Below are 18,867 nucleotides of genomic sequence, written 5' to 3'. Positions count from 1 at the left end.
AAAGGCGGCTAGAACCACGTTCTTCAGTTCGCCATTTCGCTTGAAATTCCTTGCAAGCATGAGCGCTAGATCGGCCTGCGACGAACAAGTTGTCCTATTGCCTTCAACCGTCTGGGCGTTTTCACACAGCCAAGACCCACAACGGACCAATCGAAGCTGGCGCAAGTTACATTCGGTTCGGCGGCGGTGGTAACGCCCCAAGCTGATGAAGGAGCGCAAACCGGTCTGGCACCCCCCAGTGTTCGACGAGCCTTCCATTGGCAAATCGGCAGACGTCCATGACGTCGATGCTCACTGGTTTGCCTGAGCGCGGATCGGCGCCCGATGCCTTGCCGCGTGCCCAGACCGTATCGCCACTTTCAACAATTGCTTCAATGGTAAATCGCAGACCCTTAATGCTGCGCCTGGCGTCCTCGATCTGTGCTTTCAGTATTTGTGGGCCAGGCAAATCGGTTCTTGTTAGGTATTGGTGTTCGATTAACTTCTCGTCGCAAACGTCGTCCGCGACAGTAAGGTCGCCCTGAGAAAAGCCACGCTCGACGATCGCCTTGAAAAGTTCGAGATTTGTCGACATCGCCATCACTCCATTTCTTGCGTCGGTGACGGCGACTGCGATGCCCGCTGTGAGGAGGCCAATAGGCGTCGTGTCATACTCATTGCCGTCCTCCGCACCCGTTCCGGGGATAGTGCGGGAGAGCTGGCAAAAGCGCTTGTATATTTTAGTCATCCCCCGGGAAAAAAATGTTATTCCAGTCGCCGGAGAGGCTGCGCGGCGGCAACCCTGCAAAAGCGCGGCATTCGCGGATGAAGTGGGCCTGATCGAAGTAGCCTAGTTCGTGGATGATCTCGGTCCAGGGCTTGCACGGGGCTCTGCGACGGGCGATCAGCGCCCTGTCAAATCTGACTGTTCTTGCGAACAGTTTTGGCGCCACGCCCACCTGCGCCGCAAACCGACGCTGAAATTGGCTCGCGCTGAGGCCGGACTTTCCAACGAGCTCCTCTATGCGCACATCGCCGCGCGCGGCTAACAGCAGGCGCGATGCGTGCTCAATCGCTCCATCGGGTTCGCGTTTATCAAGCAGCATTCCTAGCCAACGTTCAGCTGCGGCTACGCGCCCGCGGAAATCTTCTGCCGCGCGGACCATATCGCCGAGGGCAATGGCAATTTGGCCGAGAGCATCCGAGGCTGCAGGATCCTGGTTGACCAAGCACTTCATGTCGATTCCGACCAATCGGTTCAACCCGGTCGGCTGAAGCAGGATGTTGAAAACATGAACCACGCCTGTCAGATAGACGTGGGCCCGACGATAGGTTTGGGGTCCGACCAAGCTCACTTCCGGCGTAACGTTTGCCGGGCCGCCGTCGATGCGAACCCGATACGGGTCAGCCAGGTGAATATTCAGGATCTGATGGGGGCGCGCCGGGACGGGCCAGCTCAGCACCGCGCTCCCCAGTTCCGCGCGCCTCTCCTCAAACGAGCGAACGACGCCTCGAAGTTGGGGACGGGGTAAAGCCCGTTTGATGTCCATGAAAGACCCTCGATGGCGGCAGCCTAGATCGCAGCGACACTGGCGACAAGCTTCTCTTATTGGCCCATCGGCGAAGACCGTAGTGCGGCTGGGAAGTCAGCACTTGAGGCAAGACCGGAAACGCCTAAGACAAGGCTAGAGCGACGCTATTGACCCATTTCGGACATTTCACGATGCACCTCAATCGTCAAAGGTCCTACTTTCAATAGCGCAGGCTTGACCTGCATCAATCCTCCTTCGACCTGATGTGCGCACGTTCGGGAATTGCGGGCCTCTCTTGCCGAGAATCACAGCTTCTTGACGGAGATTTACTCAATGAAAATCAGTTTCAACATGCTTGCGACTGCAAGCTTTCTTGCCCTTGGTTGCATTCCGGCGTTGGCCCAGCAGGTCACGGGTGTCCCGGGTACACCCGGCGCCACGACCACGATAGACGGAAAACAACTTCCGCCGCCGCCCCGCCCTTCGGCGGGGTGATCAAGGAGAAGGCTTCGGAGTCGACCGCTTGGTGGGCTCCACGGGTCGTGCCGTCGAAGCGTGCACCCAATGTGTTGCTCATCATGACGGACGACCAGGGTTTCGGTGCACCGGGCACCTTCGGCGGCGTCATCCCCACGCCTGCGATGGATCGCATCGCTTCGCAGGGTATCCGGTTCACCAATTTTCACTCGACCTCGCTCTGCTCACCCACGCGGGCCGCGCTGATTACCGGGCGCAATCATCATTCCGTCGGTTTCGGGGTGGTCGGCGAGATCTCAACCGGTTTCCCGGGTTACGACTCGATCATTCCCATCGAGAAGGGCACCATCGGGACCATCCTCAGGTCGAACGGGTATGCCACATCGTGGTTCGGTAAGGACCACAACACGCCTTCGTTCCAATCGAGCCAGGCCGGGCCGTTCAACCAATGGCCCAACGGAATGGGCTTCGAGTATTTCTATGGCTTCGTCGGCGGCGATGCCAGCCAGTGGCAACCAAACCTGTTCCGCAATACGACTCCCATCTATCCTTTCGAGGGCAATCCGAGCTGGAATCTGGAGACGGCCATGGCCGACGAGGCCATCCAGCACATAAAGCAACTCAAGGAGATTGCGCCGGACAAGCCGTTCTTTGTCTATTACGTACCGGGCGCCACACATGCGCCGCATCATCCCACGCCGGAGTGGATCAAGAAGATCAGCGATATGCACCTGTTTGATGACGGATGGAACAAGGTGCGCGAGAAGATCTTCGCCAATCAGAAGCGGCTCGGCATCATGCCCGAAAACGCCAAGCTGACCGCGTGGCCGAAAGAACTTCCCGAATGGGATTCCCTCGGAGTGTTGGAGAAGAAGCTCTTCATCAAGCAGGCCGATGTCTATGGGGCATACCTCGCTTACGCCGACCATGAAATCGGTCGGGTCATCCAGGCGGTCGAAGACCTTGGCGAACTCAACAACACCTTGATCATCTACATCGGCGGCGACAATGGCGCGAGCGCCGAAGGGATGATCAATGGCACACCGAACGAGTTCACGACCTTCAACGGCGTCCCCGTGCCGGTGAAGGCTCAGTACCTCTGGTATCCATTCTGGGGATCGGACAAGACATTCCCGCACTTTGCCGCGCCGTGGGCGTGGGCGATGGATACGCCGTTTAAATGGGTGAAGCAGGTCCCGTCGCACTTCGGCGGCACGGCCCAGGGTGTGGTCATGTCCTGGCCCGGTCACATCACCGACGTGGGCGGCCTGCGCCGACAGTTTCACCACGTCATCGACATCGCCCCGACCATCCTCGAGGCGACCGGCATTTCACAACCCGAATCCGTTGACGGCATCAAGCAGAGCCCGATGGAAGGTGTAAGCATGGTGTACACATGGGACAAGGCCAACGCGACGGCCGAGACCCGGCACACCACGCAATACTTCGAGATGCTCGGCAATCGCTCCATCTATCACGATGGGTGGGTCGCGGCCACGACGCCGATAACTCTCCCCTGGGAATTGAGCAGCGCGCCGCCGCCGGACGTCATCACCGGGTACAAGTGGGAGCTTTACAACGTCAAGGAGGACCCGACCCAGTCCAATGATCTGGCCGCCCAGATGCCGGACAAGGTCAAGGAAATGCAGGGCATCTTTGATGCGGAGGCGAAGAAGTACAATGTGCTGCCACTCGACAACACCACGCTCCTGCGCTGGAACACGCCGCGTCCGAGCCTGACGGCGGGACAAATGGTCTTCAACTATTCGGGCGGACTGACGGGCGTACCAGCCAGCGCAGCGCCGAGCATCCTGAACAAGTCCTACACCATCACCGCCGAGGTCGAAATTCCAAAGGGCGGTGCTGAGGGTATGATCGTCACCGAAGGTGGGCGCTTCGGCGGCTACGGTCTGTTCCTGAGCAAGGGTGTGGAGGGCATTCGTTCAGGCAAGCCCGTGTTCCTCTACAACCTGCTCAACCTCAAGCGCACGATCTGGTCGGGGCCGGAACTTGGTGCCGGCAAGCACACCATCGTCTTCGACTTCAAGTCGGACGGTCCGGGCCTGGGCAAGGGAGGGACAGGCGTTCTCCTCGTCGACGGCAAAGAAGTGGACAGGAAGTCCATCGAACACGGCACGCCGATCACATTCCCTGAGGACGAAACCTTCGATGTTGGCCAGGACACTCGCACCGGCGTCGCCATGATCGAGTATCGCTACGATCCTCCATTCAAGTTCACCGGCAAGATCAACAAGCTCACGTTCAAGCTTGGGCCGGAGCTCAAGGACCCGGCGCAAGCCAAGGCAGAACTGGGCCCAACCCCAGCGCCGGAGCCGGACCCTATTGCAGAGCCGACTCCTGGAAAGATTGGGGCAAAAGTCGGGAAGCGATGAAAAGCGTGCTGGTATTTACGGCCATCAGCGAGGCGGCCACAGGATTAGCATTGCTGATCGTTCCGTCTCTCGTCGGCCAAATGTTACTTGGTGAGCAACTTGCTGGCGTCGCTATACCGGTCGCGCGGGTAAGCGGGATCGCCCTGATCGCCTTAGGCGTCGCGTGCTGGCCGGGGCCACCGCTGATAGGCATGCTCACCTATGGCACGTTGGTCACGCTGTATCTGGCCTACCTCGGCTTTGCCGGTGCTTTTTCCGGAGTCCTTCTGTGGCCGGCAGTCATCCTTCACGCGATCCTAACCGCGCTATTGACTCGCGACGTCTCGCGAATGCAACGCGATTTGTCCTGAGAAGCGAAGTGATAGAAACAGGTCGCCGCTTGCTGCTTGCATGAGTCCGGTTGTGGCCCATTCCGACCAAAGCCAAGGCTGGACTTCACATCGGCTGACGGGGGTAGACCGGAAGCGACTTTCTTCGGCCAAGACCGCCGGTTTTGACCCGTAGCGGACTTCCTCTGTTTAGGGAAAATTGAGCATTCACCGTGATCTCGGTTGACGGAGCGCTCCTCTGCAACCGACAAGTGGACTTGCGCGTCTCAGGTCATTTGTCACCCGCTCCGAACCCAGGTTTGTCGTGAAACCTCTCTGCAAGACCGCAGTTTTGGCTCAACTTGTTGCTGCGAGCTTATGTCTGGGCGCTTGTTCTCCCCAGGAGGACGCCCATCTCACCTGTGCGACGACTATTTTTGTCGCGGACAAGCTTATGGAAACAGGCAAGGTCCCCACTGACCCTGCGCTACGACAAAAAGCTAATGACGCTGAGATCAACCATCAGAACGCCTCTGCGACTTTCCGAAGGTTGGACACACGTGAGCCTGAAGGTGAGCGTGAACGTCTGATGGAGCTTGCTTTCATCTTTGGAAAGGAACGCGATCGAATTCTCAATGAGCTATCACCGAAGGAAATTGTCGCACGGGCGAAGACCTGTGTCGAACAAGCACCTCCGAAGGGGCGAGGGTTTCTGCGTCCGGATGGCAGCTTTTGACCGGACGGGCACGGCTACGCAGCGAGTAGCTCATTGTTCGCGTTAGGAGACGCGGAGGTTTCCGGTGTGGGATATTCGATTGTTTAGCGACCTAGTCTACTTATGGGGTACCGTAGCGTTACTCTCCTTTATTCCTGCCCTGATTGTTGGCGCAGCAATTGGGCGGCTTGTGGGACGATGGTTTCTGTGCGTCCTTCTCAGCTATGCCGCCGCGATAGCGCTCCTCGCTCTTACGCGCGTTCAGCAAGGCTTCCGTCACCCTCCGGGTTTGATCGAGCTGCTTGGCTATTCCGCAGTGTTTGCACTGCCGCCGATTTTGGCCTTCGCATCTGTGGGGTACCTGATCGGACGCAAGTTCAAAGAGGGGCGCGATCTGAAATCCCACTGATTGGCGAGCAGCCTAATGTCTGCGATTGGCCCATCGCTGCCGTATCTCTCGGCCGGGGATATGTCGGCTGTCAGGGGTAGGCCAGACCAATCTTGAACCGGACCAGACCGTTGACTCGAAGCTGAAGTGGACGCCTCGGCCTCAGCCCCGTTTTGGAATGAGCATCGGGAGAATCCGGCCAAAGACCCAAGTCCCTACCAGTGAAGCGATTAACACGAAACTGAAGAAACATGGGTTAGCCCGATAGCTCACCCAATCACAATCGCCGATGTGCGATAAGACAAATGCTCGCTCCGCAAAGACGGCAGACAAGACATCAGCAAGAAAAACCAGCCATATCGCAGCCAGCGCACTCCACATTGCGACCGCCTCGGCCTTTCACTTCACCGCGTTCGTTCTGCGCGGAATTTTGACCTTCTGACGTATCATTTTGCCAGATGCACTAGTAGCAATTATCGCCACTTGCATCACCAGCCACCTCCGGTTCGAGGCGCGCAATGGCCCTTGAAGCCATGGTGTCGTGTGATGGAGAGCCCGTTCTTGCCTTCCGATACCAGCAGAGGGCGATCGCCTTATTCACCGAGATACCTTCGCCTCGCTCCAAAATTTCGCCGAGGTCAATCTGTGCGGGATAGAACGTTGTTCGGCGGCTTTTGTGAGCCAGTACACCGCCGCGGTCCTATCTGGGGCAACACCCATGCCAAACCGATAGGCCCATCCACAGGCGGCGGCCCGTTGGTTCAATCGGGAAGGTTGGGTTCGGCTAACCGGGCCGGTCTGTTTCTTTTCCACCGCCTACCGGCCGTGCTACGCTGCCCGGATTGGAGTTCGCAGGGGGAAATTGAAACAATGATTTATCGCTCCTTGGCAATCCTGGTCGTGCTGCTATCCATATCCGCGGCGAAGGCCGGACCAAACGAAGACGCGGTGGCGGCGCGCGCGCAGTGGGAGCAGGTCTATAATTCAGGTGATGCGGAGAAGTTTGCCGCGATCTACACCAAGGACGCCATGCTGTTCGGCTCGACGGCTCAGCTGTTCACCGGCACGGACGGCGTACGCAGCTATTTCAGCAAGCTGCCGCCGGGCATCAAGGTGAAAATGGGCGACCAGCAGGCGATTGCGGCAGGGCCCGACGCGTTGTTGAGCTCCGGCTTCGCCGACTTCACGCTGCCCAATGGCACCGTGTTGCCCTTCCGCCTGACCCTGGCCTGGGTGAAGGTGGACGGCAAATGGCTGGTGGCGCAGCATCACGGCTCACCCGTGCCGAAGTAAGCCCGGAATTAAGGCTGCCACTTCATCTATGAGCTCTCCGCGATGCGTGTGCTCTGGGTCGCGCCACCTTACGGGCCTGCGACCCGTTGCAGCGTGTTGAAGCGCGCCTTCTGCTCGCTGCTCAGCGTGGCATAGAATTCGTCCAGGGCCGGTTCGACCAGCTTGGCGGCCGACAGCATGGCCTCGAGCCGGTGCTGCATCGCCTCCAGCCGTCCGACCGGCGTCAGCGGCGCATCGTTCGGACAGGCCGCCTGGAGGCCCTCGACGCCCTTTGCCGTCGCTTCGCTGAGGCGGGCGAGCGCCTCCTTCTGCTTGCCTGCGGGGTGGAGCACGGCCTCGATCCTTTGGATCGGCAATTGTGTCAAGCCGGACTTCGGATCGCCGCAGCCCTCGGCACTCGCTTGCTGCTGCGGCGGCGAGCGGTCGCCGACATTGGGGCCGAGCGCGTTGAAGCGGGCCTGCTGTTCGTCACTGAGCGAGTTGTAGAAATTCTCCAGTGCCGGTCGCACGATCTTGACCGCTTCCAGCGTCGCACTGATGCGGTTTTCCATCGACCGCAAGCGGCCGGGCGGTGTCAGCGCATAGGTCTCTGCGCAGGAGTCCTTGAACACACGAGCGGCTTTGGCCGCCGCGGTCTTCAACTCGTCGAGCAGCGCGCGTTGCTCTGGCGTCGGCCGCACCGCCCGCGCAATGTCGGCAAGCGGCCACGCGGTGACGCCCTTGTCCGGGGTGCCGCACAATTGCTGTAGCGTTTGCGGGCTCACGCTCTCGCGCCGGCGTGCGGGATAGCCGCCGCCGGCTTGCGGAGTGTCATACGGGCTGATGCTGGCATAGGCAGAATAGGGGCTGTCACCGCCCCAATACACGGTGTCGACGAAGTCGTCATATGCGTACGCCCAATAGCCGGGGTCATAGGCATAGGACCAGAACGTGTAGTCAAAGATGTCGGAATAGGCGTAAGGCCAGAACACGGGCCCGAGCCACGCCACGAAGATCGCAGGATGGCGGTGCCGCCAGGCCTCTCGGGGAGCCCAGCCGCTCTGGCGGGTGACGAGCGCCGCCTGGCCTAGCGGAGTGGCCTGCTCGCGGAATCGCTCGGTAAACCGTCCGCGCGTGGCGGCTTGCATAGCGGCCGCAGTAGCTGCCGTGCGCCCGGCTGGCGCCTCTAGCCCAAGCCGCTGCTGGCGCGCCAGGTCGTTTTGCTGCGCGCGCTGCTCACGCTCGAGCAAGCGGTTCTGCGTCTGGAGCGTTCGTTGCTGTGCGCGCAACGCCCGCGCGCCCTCCGGCTTCTGCGACTGGAGTTGCTGCATGCGCTGCTGCAGGCGATCGATGCGGGTCTGGCGCTCCGCGGTCTGGCGCGACAGCATGTCGTGCTGGCGCTGCTGGATCTGCTGCTGGCGCTGTTGCGCGCGCTGTTCGATCTGATCCCGTCGCGACAGCCGCTCGGTCACGGCTGGCGGTGCGCTCGGGCGGGAGGGGGCGGCGATATGCGGCGTCGGCCGCGGTGCCATGGCCGGGCGTTGCGGCGCTGCCGGGGCCCGATGGAATTCAGGCCGCGGCGCCGCGATGTGCGGGGCAGCGCGCGGTGCCGGAGCAGCGAAGTGTGGGGCCGGACGCGGTGGCGGTGCGGCGATGTGCGGCGCCGGATGAGGTGCCATGGCCGGTCGCCGCGGCATGGCAGGCGGATGGAACGCCGGCGCGGCAGGACGCGCGATGGCTGGTGGCGCGGCGGGACGCGCCATGGCCGGCGGTGCCGCCGGACGGGCCATCGCAGGTGGCGCCGCTGGATGGGCAGCCGGTGCCGGTGGTCCACCCTTTCCATGATTTTGGGCAGACGCGCCGACGCTTACCGCCAGCATCGAGACACCAACCAAAACAGCCCTAAGGCGAACGCCATGCGGAAGCATGATCGTAGCTCCCAGCTCCTAATCGCCCACAACTTTCAACGCGCAGGTGGCGGAATCGTTCGTTGCCGGCGACGGCCGGGGTTGCGATCTTCCGACGCAGGCAGCCTCAAGAGAAATCCTGCGTCAGGGTGCTGGCGAACCGCTCCAGCGCCCAGTCGACCTGTTCGCTGGTGATCACCAGCGGCGGGGCGATCCGGATGGTGTGCTCATGGGTATCCTTGGCGAGGATGCCCTTGCCCTGGAGCGCCTCGCAATAGCGGCGGGCGGGGCCGGCCTCGGGATAAAGCTCGACCGCCAGCATCAGGCCGCGCCCGCGCACCTCGCGGATCGTGTTGGCGCGAATGTCCTTCAGGCCGTCCAGAAAGCGCGCGCCCTGAAGTGCCGCGTTCTCGATCATGCCTTCCTCGACCAGCACGCGCATCGCGGCGCGGGCCACCGCGCAGGCAAGCGGGTTGCCGCCGAAGGTCGAACCGTGCTGTCCGGGTCGGAGTGTCCCCAGCACGTCGTTGTTCGAGAGCACGGCCGACACCGGATAGAAGCCGCCGGACAGGGCCTTGCCGAGCAGCGTCACGTCCGCCTCGATGCCCTCGTGCTGCTCGGCGAGCAGCTTGCCGGTGCGGCCGAGCCCGGTCTGGATCTCGTCGAGCACCAGCATGATTTTGTTGGCGGTGCAAAGCTCGCGCACTTCAGTGAAATAACCGGAAGGGGGAATGATGACGCCGGCTTCGCCCTGGATCGGCTCGACCAGGAAGGCGACGGTGTTTGGCGTGATCGCTGCCTCGAGGGCGGTGGCATCGCCGAACGGGATGATCCTGAAGCCCGGCGCGAACGGCCCGAAGTGCCCGTGTGTCTCGGGGTCGGTCGAAAAGCCGACGATGCCCAGCGTGCGTCCGTGGAAATTGTTGGCGCAGACGATGATCTCGGCCTGGCCGTCCGGCACGCCCTTGACCTCATAGCCCCATTTGCGCACCGACTTGATCGCACTTTCAACCGCCTCGGCACCGCTGTTCATCGGCAGCACCTTGTGGGAGCCGGTCAGCGCCGCGATCTCTTCGTAGAACGGGGCGAGCTGGTCGTTGTGGAAGGCGCGCGAGGTGAGCGTCAGCCGCTGCGCCTGTTCCACCATCGCCGCCAGGATCTTGGGGTGGCAGTGGCCCTGGCTCACTGCGGAATAGGCGGAGAGGCAATCGAGGTAACGTTTGCCCTCGGTATCCCAGACCCAGACACCTTCGCCGCGGGTCAGGACGACCCCGATGGGCTGGTAATTCTGGGCGCCAAAGCGTGCTTCCGTTGCGAGGAGATCAATGACCGACCTGCTCATTTTCGTCACTCCCATTGGGCGGCCTGGGATGTGCGCGATGCTGCCGATTTGCCCCGGCGTGTCAAATAGTTCTGCGCATCCACCTGCTAATTTCGACCAAGCGGCGTCCTACTGTGCATGGGGTTGTTTTCGATTTTTGGTCGGCGAAGGCTTCAGGAGTGGTGATTCAGGAGTCCTGCCTGCGATGCTCGATCTCGAGCGTGACCAGGCGCGCCAGCAGCGTCGCCGGATAGAGCTGGCCGAAAATGGCTTCCATGTTGCACAGGCTGCGCGCGACGGGGTGCAGCGGCGCGACGTCGCCATAGCCGGTCGTGGTCATCGTCGCGAAGCTGAAATAGATCACCTCGCTCGCAAGGCTCGGACTGTCCTCCACCTTCATGCTGACAAAGGCGGCCGGATCGAGCGAGCCGATGAAAGTGTAGAGCGCCGCGAAGATCACGGCGACCGTGAGATAGAGCAGCACGGCACCGATCACCCGATGATAGGTGACGCGCCCCGGCGCAAAGGTCTGCCGCGCCACCGCCCAGGCCATCGTCGTTCCAACAATGAACCAGGAGCCGGCAAACAGATTGAGGTCGATGATGGATGGCGATCTGATCCGCAAGATCGCGCCTGTCACGATCATGCCGAGCGCGATCAGCATGCCGACCACTGCGACGGGGCTGCCTGAGATCACGAAGATGCCGACGACGAGCAGCAGCGCCAGCACGAGTTCGGACACCTGGAATGCGAACAGCCCCAGCGCCTGCAACGGTGCGATCACGAACATCATGACCACCATCAGCACGGTCAGCACCGTGAGGGCAGGATCGGCCCAGCGTTCGCGCAATTGATCGATGGTCATGACGCCTCAGCCGATCGAGCAGGGGACGCTCAGGAAGCCACGGAACCGCACCCGGCCGCCGCGCACCGGCTGGCCGCTCACGGCATAGTTCGGGAAGCGCGCCAGGAAACGCGAGATCGCGATGGCGCCTTCGAGCCGCGCCAGCGCCATGCCGGCGCATTGATGCGCACCGGTGGCGAAGGCAAGGTGCCGGTTCGGCGTGCGCGCGACGTCGAAGCGCTCAGGATCGGGAAACTGCGCGGGGTCGCGGTTGGCCGCGCCAATGCACAGCGTCACCGACGTGCCGGCTTCGAGCATGACGCCGCCGAGCTCGACCTTCTCGGTGGTCATGCGATTGCCGAGTTGGTTCGAGCTTTCGTAGCGGAGGATTTCTTCGACGGCGGTCTTGATCATGTCAGGATTGTCGGTCAGCCGCTGCTTCTGGTCGGGATACCGGTCGAGCGCGACGAGGCCGTTGCCGATCAGATTGGTCGTAGTCTCGTGGCCGGCATTGAGCAGGAAGATGCAATTGTGCAGCAGCTCCTTCTCGGTCAGCCGCTCGCCGTTCTCCTCGGCGTTGCCTTCTCCTTGGATCAGGCGTGTCAGCACGTCACGGTCGGGATTGCCCGGCTTTTGCCGCCGCCGCGCGACCAGCGTTTCGAGATAGGCGAGGAAATCCGTCACCGCCTTGTTGCCGCGTGCGGCCGCCTCGGCTGACACGACCGGCTCGAGCGCGCCCAGGATTGCCAGCGACCAGTCGCGCAGCGGCGCGCGTTCGTCACGGGGCACGTCGAGCAGATTGCCGATCACCTCGATCGGGATCGAGGCCGCGAAATCCTCGATCAGCTCACAATGGCCCTTGGCGGCGATGGCATCGAGCAGGCCGTCGACCAGCTTGACGAGGTCGCCCTCCATGCCGGCGATCGCGCGCGGCGACAGCGCGCCCATGATCAGGCGCCGCACGCGGGTGTGGGCGGGCGGATCGTTGAAGACGAGGCTGGTGGTGTGATGCTCGTAGAGGGGCGTGTCGCCGTATTTCGGCGCGAACTCGCGCTTCTTGTCCGAGCTGAACGATCTTGTGTTCTTGTAGGTGGTGACGAGGTCGTCATAGCGCGTCAGGAATACGGTGCCGCTCGCAAGCCGCTTGACCGGTTCGTTCTCCCGCAATGCACGATAGGTCGGGTAGGGATCGTCGTGGAATTCAGGCGTCAGCTTCTCGAGGTTGAAGCTTGCCGCCAGCGCCTTCGCATCTGCGTTCATCCCGTTATACTCGCCGGTTAAACCCGTTATGCCGTTTTTGTTGTTCTGATCGGCGCATGCATGCGTCTACAGTCTTGGCACCTTGCTAGCCGACTGGACAGAAAAATGCACGCCCGCGCTGACGCTTCCGACACGGCCCCGAGTTGGCCTGACGATATTTTCGCGACCCTGCAACGCTTCGACGTCCGGCAGGTGCCTTACGTGCCCGATGCCGGACATTCCAAGTTGATCCAGCGCGTGCTGGCTTCACCGACGATGCGCGGCATCCCGCTGACGACCGAGGAGGAGGGCATCGCTCTCCTTGCCGGCGCCTGGACCGGCGGCCAGCGCGGCGTGCTGCTGATGCAGTCGAGCGGCGTCGGCAATTGCATCAACATGCTGTCGCTGATCCCGATCCTGCGCTTTCCGTTCCTCAGCCTCGTGACCATGCGCGGCGAGTGGGGCGAGTTCAATCCGTGGCAGGTGCCGATGGGCTCGACCACGCAGGGCGTGCTCGAACTCTCCGGCATCAAGGTGCTGCGTGCCTCGAACGCAGCCGAGGTGCCGGCTGTGCTCGAAGCCGCCGCGGCGCAGGCGTACAACGCGCTCACGCCCACCGCCGTCCTGCTGTCGCAGCGCCTGATCGGCGCCAAGGTCTTCACCAAATGAGCAAGGCTAATCTCCTCGACCGCCGAAAGGTGGTTTCCGCGCTGCTGGCTGATCGCAAGGACGCCGTTGCCGTCGGCGGCCTCGGTGCTTCCACCAACGACATCGTTGCGGCGGGCGATCATGCCCGCAACTTCTATCTCTGGGGCGGCATGGGCGGCGCTGCGATGATCGGGCTGGGGCTCGCGCTGGCGCAACCGAAACTGCCGGTGCTGGTCATTACCGGCGACGGCGAGATGCTGATGGGCATGAGCAGCCTTGCCACCATCGGGGTGCAGAAGCCGTCCAATCTCTCAATCGTCGTGCTCGACAACGAAGCCTATGGCGAGACCGGCGGCCAGACCAGCCACACCTCGGCTGCCGCCGACCTTGTCGGCGTCGCCAGGGCCTGTGGCATCGCCGATAGCCGGGCAATCTCGACCATGGCTGAGGTCGAAGCCTTCTCCAAAGCCATCCACGACCTCTCGGCAGGGCCGCGCTTTGCCAATGTGAAGATCGACAGCGCCAACGTCGAACGGATCCTGCCGAGCCGGGACGGGACTTACATCGTCAATCGGATCCGTGGCGAGCTCGGCTTCCAGCCGATCTGACCCCGGCCCTAAATCTGGTCCCCGTGGGGCGATGCTCTCCCCGCGGAGGTAATCTGTGACCAGTTTCCAACAGTTCCCCGCCCATTTAGGTTGCGCCGCACCATTCGGCTTGACTTTTGCGTGGGTGAGTGCTTACTCACTAGCATGAGCACATTGCGTATGACGAGCGACCTGAGGCGTCAATTGATCCTCGGAGCCGCAAAGCGCTGCTTTGCCCGACACGGCTATAACGGCACCACGACCAAGAGCGTGGCGGCCGCCGCTGCCATTTCCGAGGCACTGCTCTTCAAGCATTTCCCGTCCAAGGCGGCGCTGTATGCCGAAATCCTCAGCGACGAGTGCGAGGCGGACCCGGCGCTGATGGACCTGCTCGAGCGGGAGCCATCGACGGCCACCCTGGTCGAGGTGATCCGCGGCATGGTCCGGCATTTCCTGGAGATCGCCGACGGCCCCGACCAGGAAGACGCCCAGCGGCTGCGACTGATGGCCACTAGTCATCTGGACGATGGCGAATTCGCTCGTTTGCTCTATGCAAAGATCAAGACGCTGATCGGAGCGGTTTTCGTCGCCTCGCTCGAACGCGCCGTCGCCGCCGGGGATGCGCGGGCCTGTGGGGGCGAACCGCTCAACCTGTTCTGGTTTGCGCATCATACGGTGATGACCGCCGCACTGACCAGGCTGCCTTCGGTGCATTGTCTCGCCTATAGCGCGGCGAACGATCTGGAGCGGCAGCTTTGTGAGTTTCTCCTGAGAGGCATCGGACTTAACGACGCCGCAATTGCTTCGCATCTGGGCCATCAATTGGCCCCGGGTGTGGACAAGACGGCGATTGCAGAGAGTGCATGACATGAACATCGTAGCCGAACACAAGATTTCGGGCGAACCGATCGACAGCAAGGCCCCCAAGCGCCCGGTTCGGCCGGTGCTCTGGTTCATCATCGTCGGCACGCTTCTCGGCGTGCTCGTCGGTGGTCTCGTCTGGTTCAATTATTTCCGGGGCCAGATGATCAAGCAGTTCTTCGCCAACAACAAGCCGCCGCCGACCATGGTCAGCGCGGCCGAAGCGAAGTCCGAGGTGGTACCGAACCTGCTCACTGCGGTCGGCGGCCTCGCCGCAGTCCACCAGGTCGACGTCACTGCCGATGTCAATGGACGCGTCACCGAGATCAAATTCGAGCCGGGCGCCCATGTCGAAGCCGGCACGCCGCTGGTGCAGCTGTTCGACGCGCCCGAGCAGGGCGATCTCGCCAACTACAAGGCGCAGGCAACCGTCGCGCAGCTGTCGCTGGACCGCGCCAAGCAGCTGGCATCGCGCCAGTTCGGCCCGCAGGCCACGGTGGACCAAGCTCAGGCCGCCTACGACCAGGCAATGGCCGGCATCGCCAGACCGAGGCCCTGATCTCGCAGAAGCTGGTCCGTGCACCGTTCTCCGGCGAGCTCGGCGTGCGCAAGGTCGAGGTCGGACAATATCTCACAGCTGGCACCGCGATCGTGTCGCTGACCGATCTGTCGGAGCTGTGGGCCAACTTTACGGTGACGGAAAAGGACTCGGGCAACCTCAAGGTTGGCCAGCCGGTCCGGCTGAAGGTCGATGCCTATCCGGGGCGCACCTTCGACGGCAAGATCACCACGATCGAGCCGCAGATCGCCGCCGACACCCGCAACATTCGCGTGCAGGCCACGATCGCCAACCCGGAAAAGATCCTGAAGCCGGGCATGTTCGTGACCACCACGGTGGTGCTGCCGGACAAGCCGGCCGTGATCACCGTTCCGGAAACGGCCGTCGACTATACGCTGTACGGCGACTCCGTGTTCATGATCACCGAGAAGCAGGGCGAGGACGGCAAGACGACGCTGAGCGCAGTGCGCACCTTCGTGCAGACCGGCAATCGGGTCAACGGTCGCGTCGAGATCATCAAGGGCGTGAAGGCGGGCGACAAGGTCGTCGCCGTGGGCCAGCTCAAGCTGCAGTCGGGCGCCGCTGTCGCAATTTCGACCGACCCGGCTCCGCCGATCCCGGCGCAGCCCCCGCGCTACTGACAATACATTCGCGTGATCCGGCCCGGCCGGATCACGTCTCTTGAGACATAGAAGTCGAGATCGCCGCGATGGCCTTTACCGATATTTTCATCAAGCGCCCGGTTCTGTCGGTCGTCGTCAGTCTGTTGATCCTGCTGATCGGCCTGCGCGCGGCGATGGTGCTGCCGATCCGGCAGTATCCGAAGCTGTCGAACACGGTCATCAATATCACGACCGTCTATCCCGGCGCGTCCGCGGATTTGATCCAGGGCTTCATCACGACGCCGATCGAGCAGGCGGTCGCCTCGGCCGAGGGCGTGGACTACATGACCTCGTCCTCGGTGCTCGGCACCTCGACCATCCAGGTCTACATCAAGCTGAACTTCGACCCGAACCAGGCGCTTACCGAGGTGCTGGCCAAGACGAACTCGGTCAAGTACCTGATTCCGAAGGAATCGAACGACCCGATCGTCACCAAGACCACGGGCCAGACCACGGCCGTGATGTATCTCGGCTTCTCCTCGGAGGAACTGTCAGGCTCGGCGATCTCGGACTATCTGACGCGCGTGGTGCAGCCGGTGCTGTCGACCGTCGACGGCGTCGCCTCGGCCGACATTCTTGGTGGCCAAACCTTTGCGATGCGGCTCTGGCTTGATCCCGTGAAGATGGCCGGCCGCAGTGTGTCGCCGGCGGATGTTGCGGCCGCAATCACGGCCAACAACTTCCAATCCGCGGCGGGCCAGACCAAGGGCTATCTCATCGTTTCCAACATCTCGACGAACACCAGCCTGACGGACGTCAACCAGTTCAGGAAGATGATCGTGAAGGCCAAGGACGGTGGCTTCGTCCGGATGGAGGACATCGCCACGGTCGAGCTTGCGGCGCAGAGCACCGACGCGAGTGTCGCCTTCAACGGGGAACATGCGATCTTCATCGGTGTGAACGCGACGCCGCAGGGCAATCCGCTGACGCTGGTCAAGGGTGTAAGGGCGCTGTTCCCGGAGCTCGAGCGCAACCTGCCGCCGTCGATGAAGATGAAGGTTGCCTATGACTCGACCAAGTTCATCCAATCCTCGATCGACGAGGTGGAGAAGACGCTTGGCGAAGCCGTGATCATCGTGATCGTGGTGATCTTCCTGTTCCTGGCCTCGCTGCGTTCGGTCATCATTCCAGTCGTCACCATTCCGTTGTCGATGATCGGCGTCTGCACCCTGATGCTGGCGCTGGGATTCAGCTTCAATCTGCTGACCTTGCTCGCGATGGTGCTCGCGATCGGCCTCGTGGTCGACGACGCCATCGTGGTGGTGGAGAACATCCACCGGCATCTCGAGGAGGGAAAGACACCGGTGCAGTCGGCGCTCGAAGGCGCACGCGAGATCGTCGGTCCCGTCGTGTCGATGACCATCACGCTGGCAGCGGTCTATGCCCCGATCGGCTTTCTCGGCGGTCTCACCGGTTCGCTGTTCCGGGAATTCGCCTTCACGCTCGCCGGCTCCGTGATCGTATCCGGCGTGATCGCGCTGACCCTGTCGCCGATGATGTGCTCGGTGCTGCTCAAGAACACCGAAGAAGGCCGCTTCGCCAAGCTGGTCAACAAGGTGTTCGGCGCACTGACGCGCTGGTATGGCCGCAGGCTCGACCGGTCGCTCGATTACAAGGCGATTACCGGCCTGTTCGCAATCACGATCCTCGGGCTCGTGGGCTTCCTCTATATGCACACCTCGAAGGAGCTGGCACCTGAGGAAGACCAGGGCATCGTGTTCGCAGTGACCAAGGCGCCGAAATACGCCAATATCGACTATGTCGATTTCTACGGCGACAAGCTCGACAAGAAGTTTCAGAGCTTCCCGGAGACTGATCTGCGCTTCGTGCTGAACGGCATCAATGGCCCGCAGGGCGGCATCGCCGGCATGCTGCTCAAGCCCTGGGAAGAGCGCAAGCGATCGTCGATCGCGCTGAAGCCGCTGGTGCAGGCCGAGCTCTCCAAGATCGAGGGCGTGCAGGCGTTCGCGTTCAATCTGCCGCCGCTGCCGGGTGGTCCGGGCGGTCTGCCGGTGCAGATGGTCATCAATTCCACCGCGAGCTACCAGACCGTCTTTGAGCAGATGGAGAGGCTGAAGGACGCTGCGCGCAAGAGCGGCATGTTCATCGTTTCCGACAGCGACCTCGCCTTTAACCAGCCCAGCGTTGTGGTCACGATCGACCGTAACAAGGCACAGGATCTCGGCGTCAACATGCAGAACCTCGGCAGTACGCTCGCGGTTCTGCTGGGCGGCAACTACATCAATCGCTTCAATCTCGAGGGGCGCTCCTATCAGGTGATCCCGCAGGTGCCGCGCGCCAACAGACTGTCACCGGAATCGCTTGGCGGTTACTATGTGACGACCAGCACCGGCCAGCAGCTCCCGCTGTCGACCGTGGTCTCGATCAACACCAAGACCGACCCGAACTCGCTGACGCACTACAATCAGCTCAACTCGGCGACGTTCTCGGCCGTGCCGATGCCCGGCGTGACCGTCGGCGCCGCGGTTGACTTCCTCGAGAGCGAGGCCAAGAAACTGCCGCAAGGCTTCAGCCACGACTATCTCGCGGATTCCAGACAGTATGTGCAGGAAGGCAATCAGCTCGCGATCACCTTCGGTTTCGCGCTGATCATCATCTTCCTGGTGCTGGCGGCCCAGTTCGAGAGCTTGCGTGATCCGCTGGTGATCATGATCTCGGTGCCGATGGCGATCGTCGGTGCATTGATCCCGCTGTTCTTCGGCGTGGCGACCATGAACATCTACACCCAGGTCGGCCTGCTCACCCTGGTCGGCCTGATCACCAAGCACGGCATCCTGATGGTGGAGTTCGCCAACGAGCTCCAGGTGAACGAGCGGCTGGACCGCCGATCGGCCATCGAAATGTCGGCCCGCATCCGTCTGCGGCCGATCTTGATGACGACGGCTGCGATGGTGACCGGCCTGATCCCGTTGCTGACTGCGAGCGGCGCCGGCGCAGCCAGCCGATTCTCGATCGGCCTCGTGGTCGTCGCCGGCATGTCGATCGGCACGCTGTTCACGCTCTTCGTCCTACCCGCGGTTTACGTCGTGCTGGCGACCGACCATCGTGCGGCCGCCGATTCCGAGCGTACCAAGCAGGTCAACGAGCTCGACCTCAACGCCAAGGCGCTACGGCCGACCTGAGGCCGGCCGAATCGAAGATTGCAAGGCGGCAA

14 protein-coding genes and 2 pseudogenes are annotated in these 18,867 nt (G+C 62.1%); 10 read left to right on the top strand and 6 right to left on the bottom strand.

Features of this window, described 5'->3' with window-relative positions; genetic code table 11:
- Positions 1–166 precede the first annotated feature (166 nt).
- Positions 167–574, bottom strand: a complete 408-nt coding sequence (locus tag ACNJX9_RS28455) for an ester cyclase (RefSeq protein ID WP_439405319.1) — start codon at positions 572–574, stop codon at positions 167–169.
- Between the two features lie 145 nt (positions 575–719).
- Positions 720–1,529 carry a helix-turn-helix domain-containing protein gene (locus tag ACNJX9_RS28450; protein ID WP_439405317.1) on the bottom strand — a complete coding sequence of 270 codons (810 nt, stop codon included), beginning with the start codon at positions 1,527–1,529 and terminating at the stop codon, positions 720–722.
- A 315-nt stretch (positions 1,530–1,844) separates the two neighbouring features.
- Between ACNJX9_RS28450 and ACNJX9_RS28445 the strand changes: the two are divergent.
- The 5 genes and pseudogenes from ACNJX9_RS28445 (at position 1,845) to ACNJX9_RS28425 (ending at position 7,085) form a co-directional block, all read left to right on the top strand.
- A pseudogene (locus tag ACNJX9_RS28445) lies at positions 1,845–4,381 on the top strand (arylsulfatase).
- A complete protein-coding gene (locus tag ACNJX9_RS28440; RefSeq protein ID WP_057744221.1) occupies positions 4,378–4,731 on the top strand; it encodes a hypothetical protein in 354 nt (117 codons plus the stop codon). Before ACNJX9_RS28445 ends, ACNJX9_RS28440 begins: the two are co-directional and overlap by 4 nt.
- 412 nt (positions 4,732–5,143) lie before the next feature.
- Complete coding sequence (locus ACNJX9_RS28435; RefSeq protein WP_439405315.1) at positions 5,144–5,425, top strand: hypothetical protein; 282 nt, start codon at positions 5,144–5,146, stop codon at positions 5,423–5,425.
- 64 nt (positions 5,426–5,489) lie between these two features.
- Positions 5,490–5,813 (top strand): hypothetical protein, encoded by a 324-nt coding sequence (locus ACNJX9_RS28430; protein WP_439405314.1) that lies wholly within the window; start codon positions 5,490–5,492, stop codon positions 5,811–5,813.
- An 849-nt stretch (positions 5,814–6,662) separates the two neighbouring features.
- Positions 6,663–7,085 carry an SgcJ/EcaC family oxidoreductase gene (locus ACNJX9_RS28425; protein WP_057753277.1) on the top strand — a complete coding sequence of 141 codons (423 nt, stop codon included), beginning with the start codon at positions 6,663–6,665 and terminating at the stop codon, positions 7,083–7,085.
- Between the two features lie 68 nt (positions 7,086–7,153).
- Here ACNJX9_RS28425 and ACNJX9_RS28420 read toward each other — a convergent pair whose 3' ends face one another.
- The 4 genes from ACNJX9_RS28420 to ACNJX9_RS28405 form a co-directional block, all read right to left on the bottom strand.
- On the bottom strand, positions 7,154–8,596 hold the full coding sequence (locus tag ACNJX9_RS28420) for a Spy/CpxP family protein refolding chaperone (RefSeq protein WP_439405313.1): 1,443 nt from the start codon (positions 8,594–8,596) through the stop codon (positions 7,154–7,156).
- Positions 8,597–9,098: 502 nt separating this feature from the next.
- Entirely contained in the window at positions 9,099–10,313 is a 1,215-nt protein-coding gene (rocD, locus tag ACNJX9_RS28415; protein ID WP_439405311.1) for an ornithine--oxo-acid transaminase, read from the bottom strand.
- A gap of 166 nt (positions 10,314–10,479) precedes the next feature.
- Complete coding sequence (locus ACNJX9_RS28410) at positions 10,480–11,157, bottom strand: potassium channel family protein (protein WP_057753270.1); 678 nt, start codon at positions 11,155–11,157, stop codon at positions 10,480–10,482.
- Positions 11,158–11,163: 6 nt separating this feature from the next.
- Positions 11,164–12,396, bottom strand: coding sequence for a cytochrome P450 (locus ACNJX9_RS28405; RefSeq protein ID WP_439405309.1), 1,233 nt, complete (start codon positions 12,394–12,396; stop codon positions 11,164–11,166).
- 105 nt (positions 12,397–12,501) lie between these two features.
- On the opposite strand from ACNJX9_RS28405, the gene ACNJX9_RS28400 reads away from it, so the two are divergent.
- The 5 genes and pseudogenes from ACNJX9_RS28400 to ACNJX9_RS28380 all read left to right on the top strand — a co-directional run bounded on the left by ACNJX9_RS28400 (position 12,502) and on the right by ACNJX9_RS28380 (position 18,835).
- Positions 12,502–13,044: a phosphonopyruvate decarboxylase gene (locus ACNJX9_RS28400; protein ID WP_057753265.1), complete on the top strand. Its 543-nt coding sequence runs from the start codon at positions 12,502–12,504 to the stop codon at positions 13,042–13,044.
- A complete protein-coding gene (locus ACNJX9_RS28395; RefSeq protein ID WP_439405307.1) occupies positions 13,041–13,631 on the top strand; it encodes a thiamine pyrophosphate-dependent enzyme in 591 nt (196 codons plus the stop codon). Before ACNJX9_RS28400 ends, ACNJX9_RS28395 begins: the two co-directional genes overlap by 4 nt.
- A 144-nt stretch (positions 13,632–13,775) precedes the next feature.
- Positions 13,776–14,477 (top strand): TetR/AcrR family transcriptional regulator, encoded by a 702-nt coding sequence (locus ACNJX9_RS28390; RefSeq protein ID WP_083514523.1) that lies wholly within the window; start codon positions 13,776–13,778, stop codon positions 14,475–14,477.
- 1 nt (position 14,478) lies between these two features.
- Positions 14,479–15,671 (top strand): annotated as a pseudogene (locus ACNJX9_RS28385) (efflux RND transporter periplasmic adaptor subunit).
- A 68-nt stretch (positions 15,672–15,739) separates the two neighbouring features.
- Positions 15,740–18,835, top strand: a complete 3,096-nt coding sequence (locus tag ACNJX9_RS28380; protein WP_439405305.1) for a MexW/MexI family multidrug efflux RND transporter permease subunit — start codon at positions 15,740–15,742, stop codon at positions 18,833–18,835.
- Positions 18,836–18,867 lie beyond the last annotated feature (32 nt).

Origin of the sequence: Bradyrhizobium sp. BLXBL-03 (assembly GCF_051853015.1) — a bacterium.
GTDB lineage: Bacteria > Pseudomonadota > Alphaproteobacteria > Rhizobiales > Xanthobacteraceae > Bradyrhizobium > Bradyrhizobium manausense.
The sequence above is the reverse complement of the archived record's forward strand: the minus strand, read 5'-3'. Positions and strand labels throughout refer to the sequence as shown.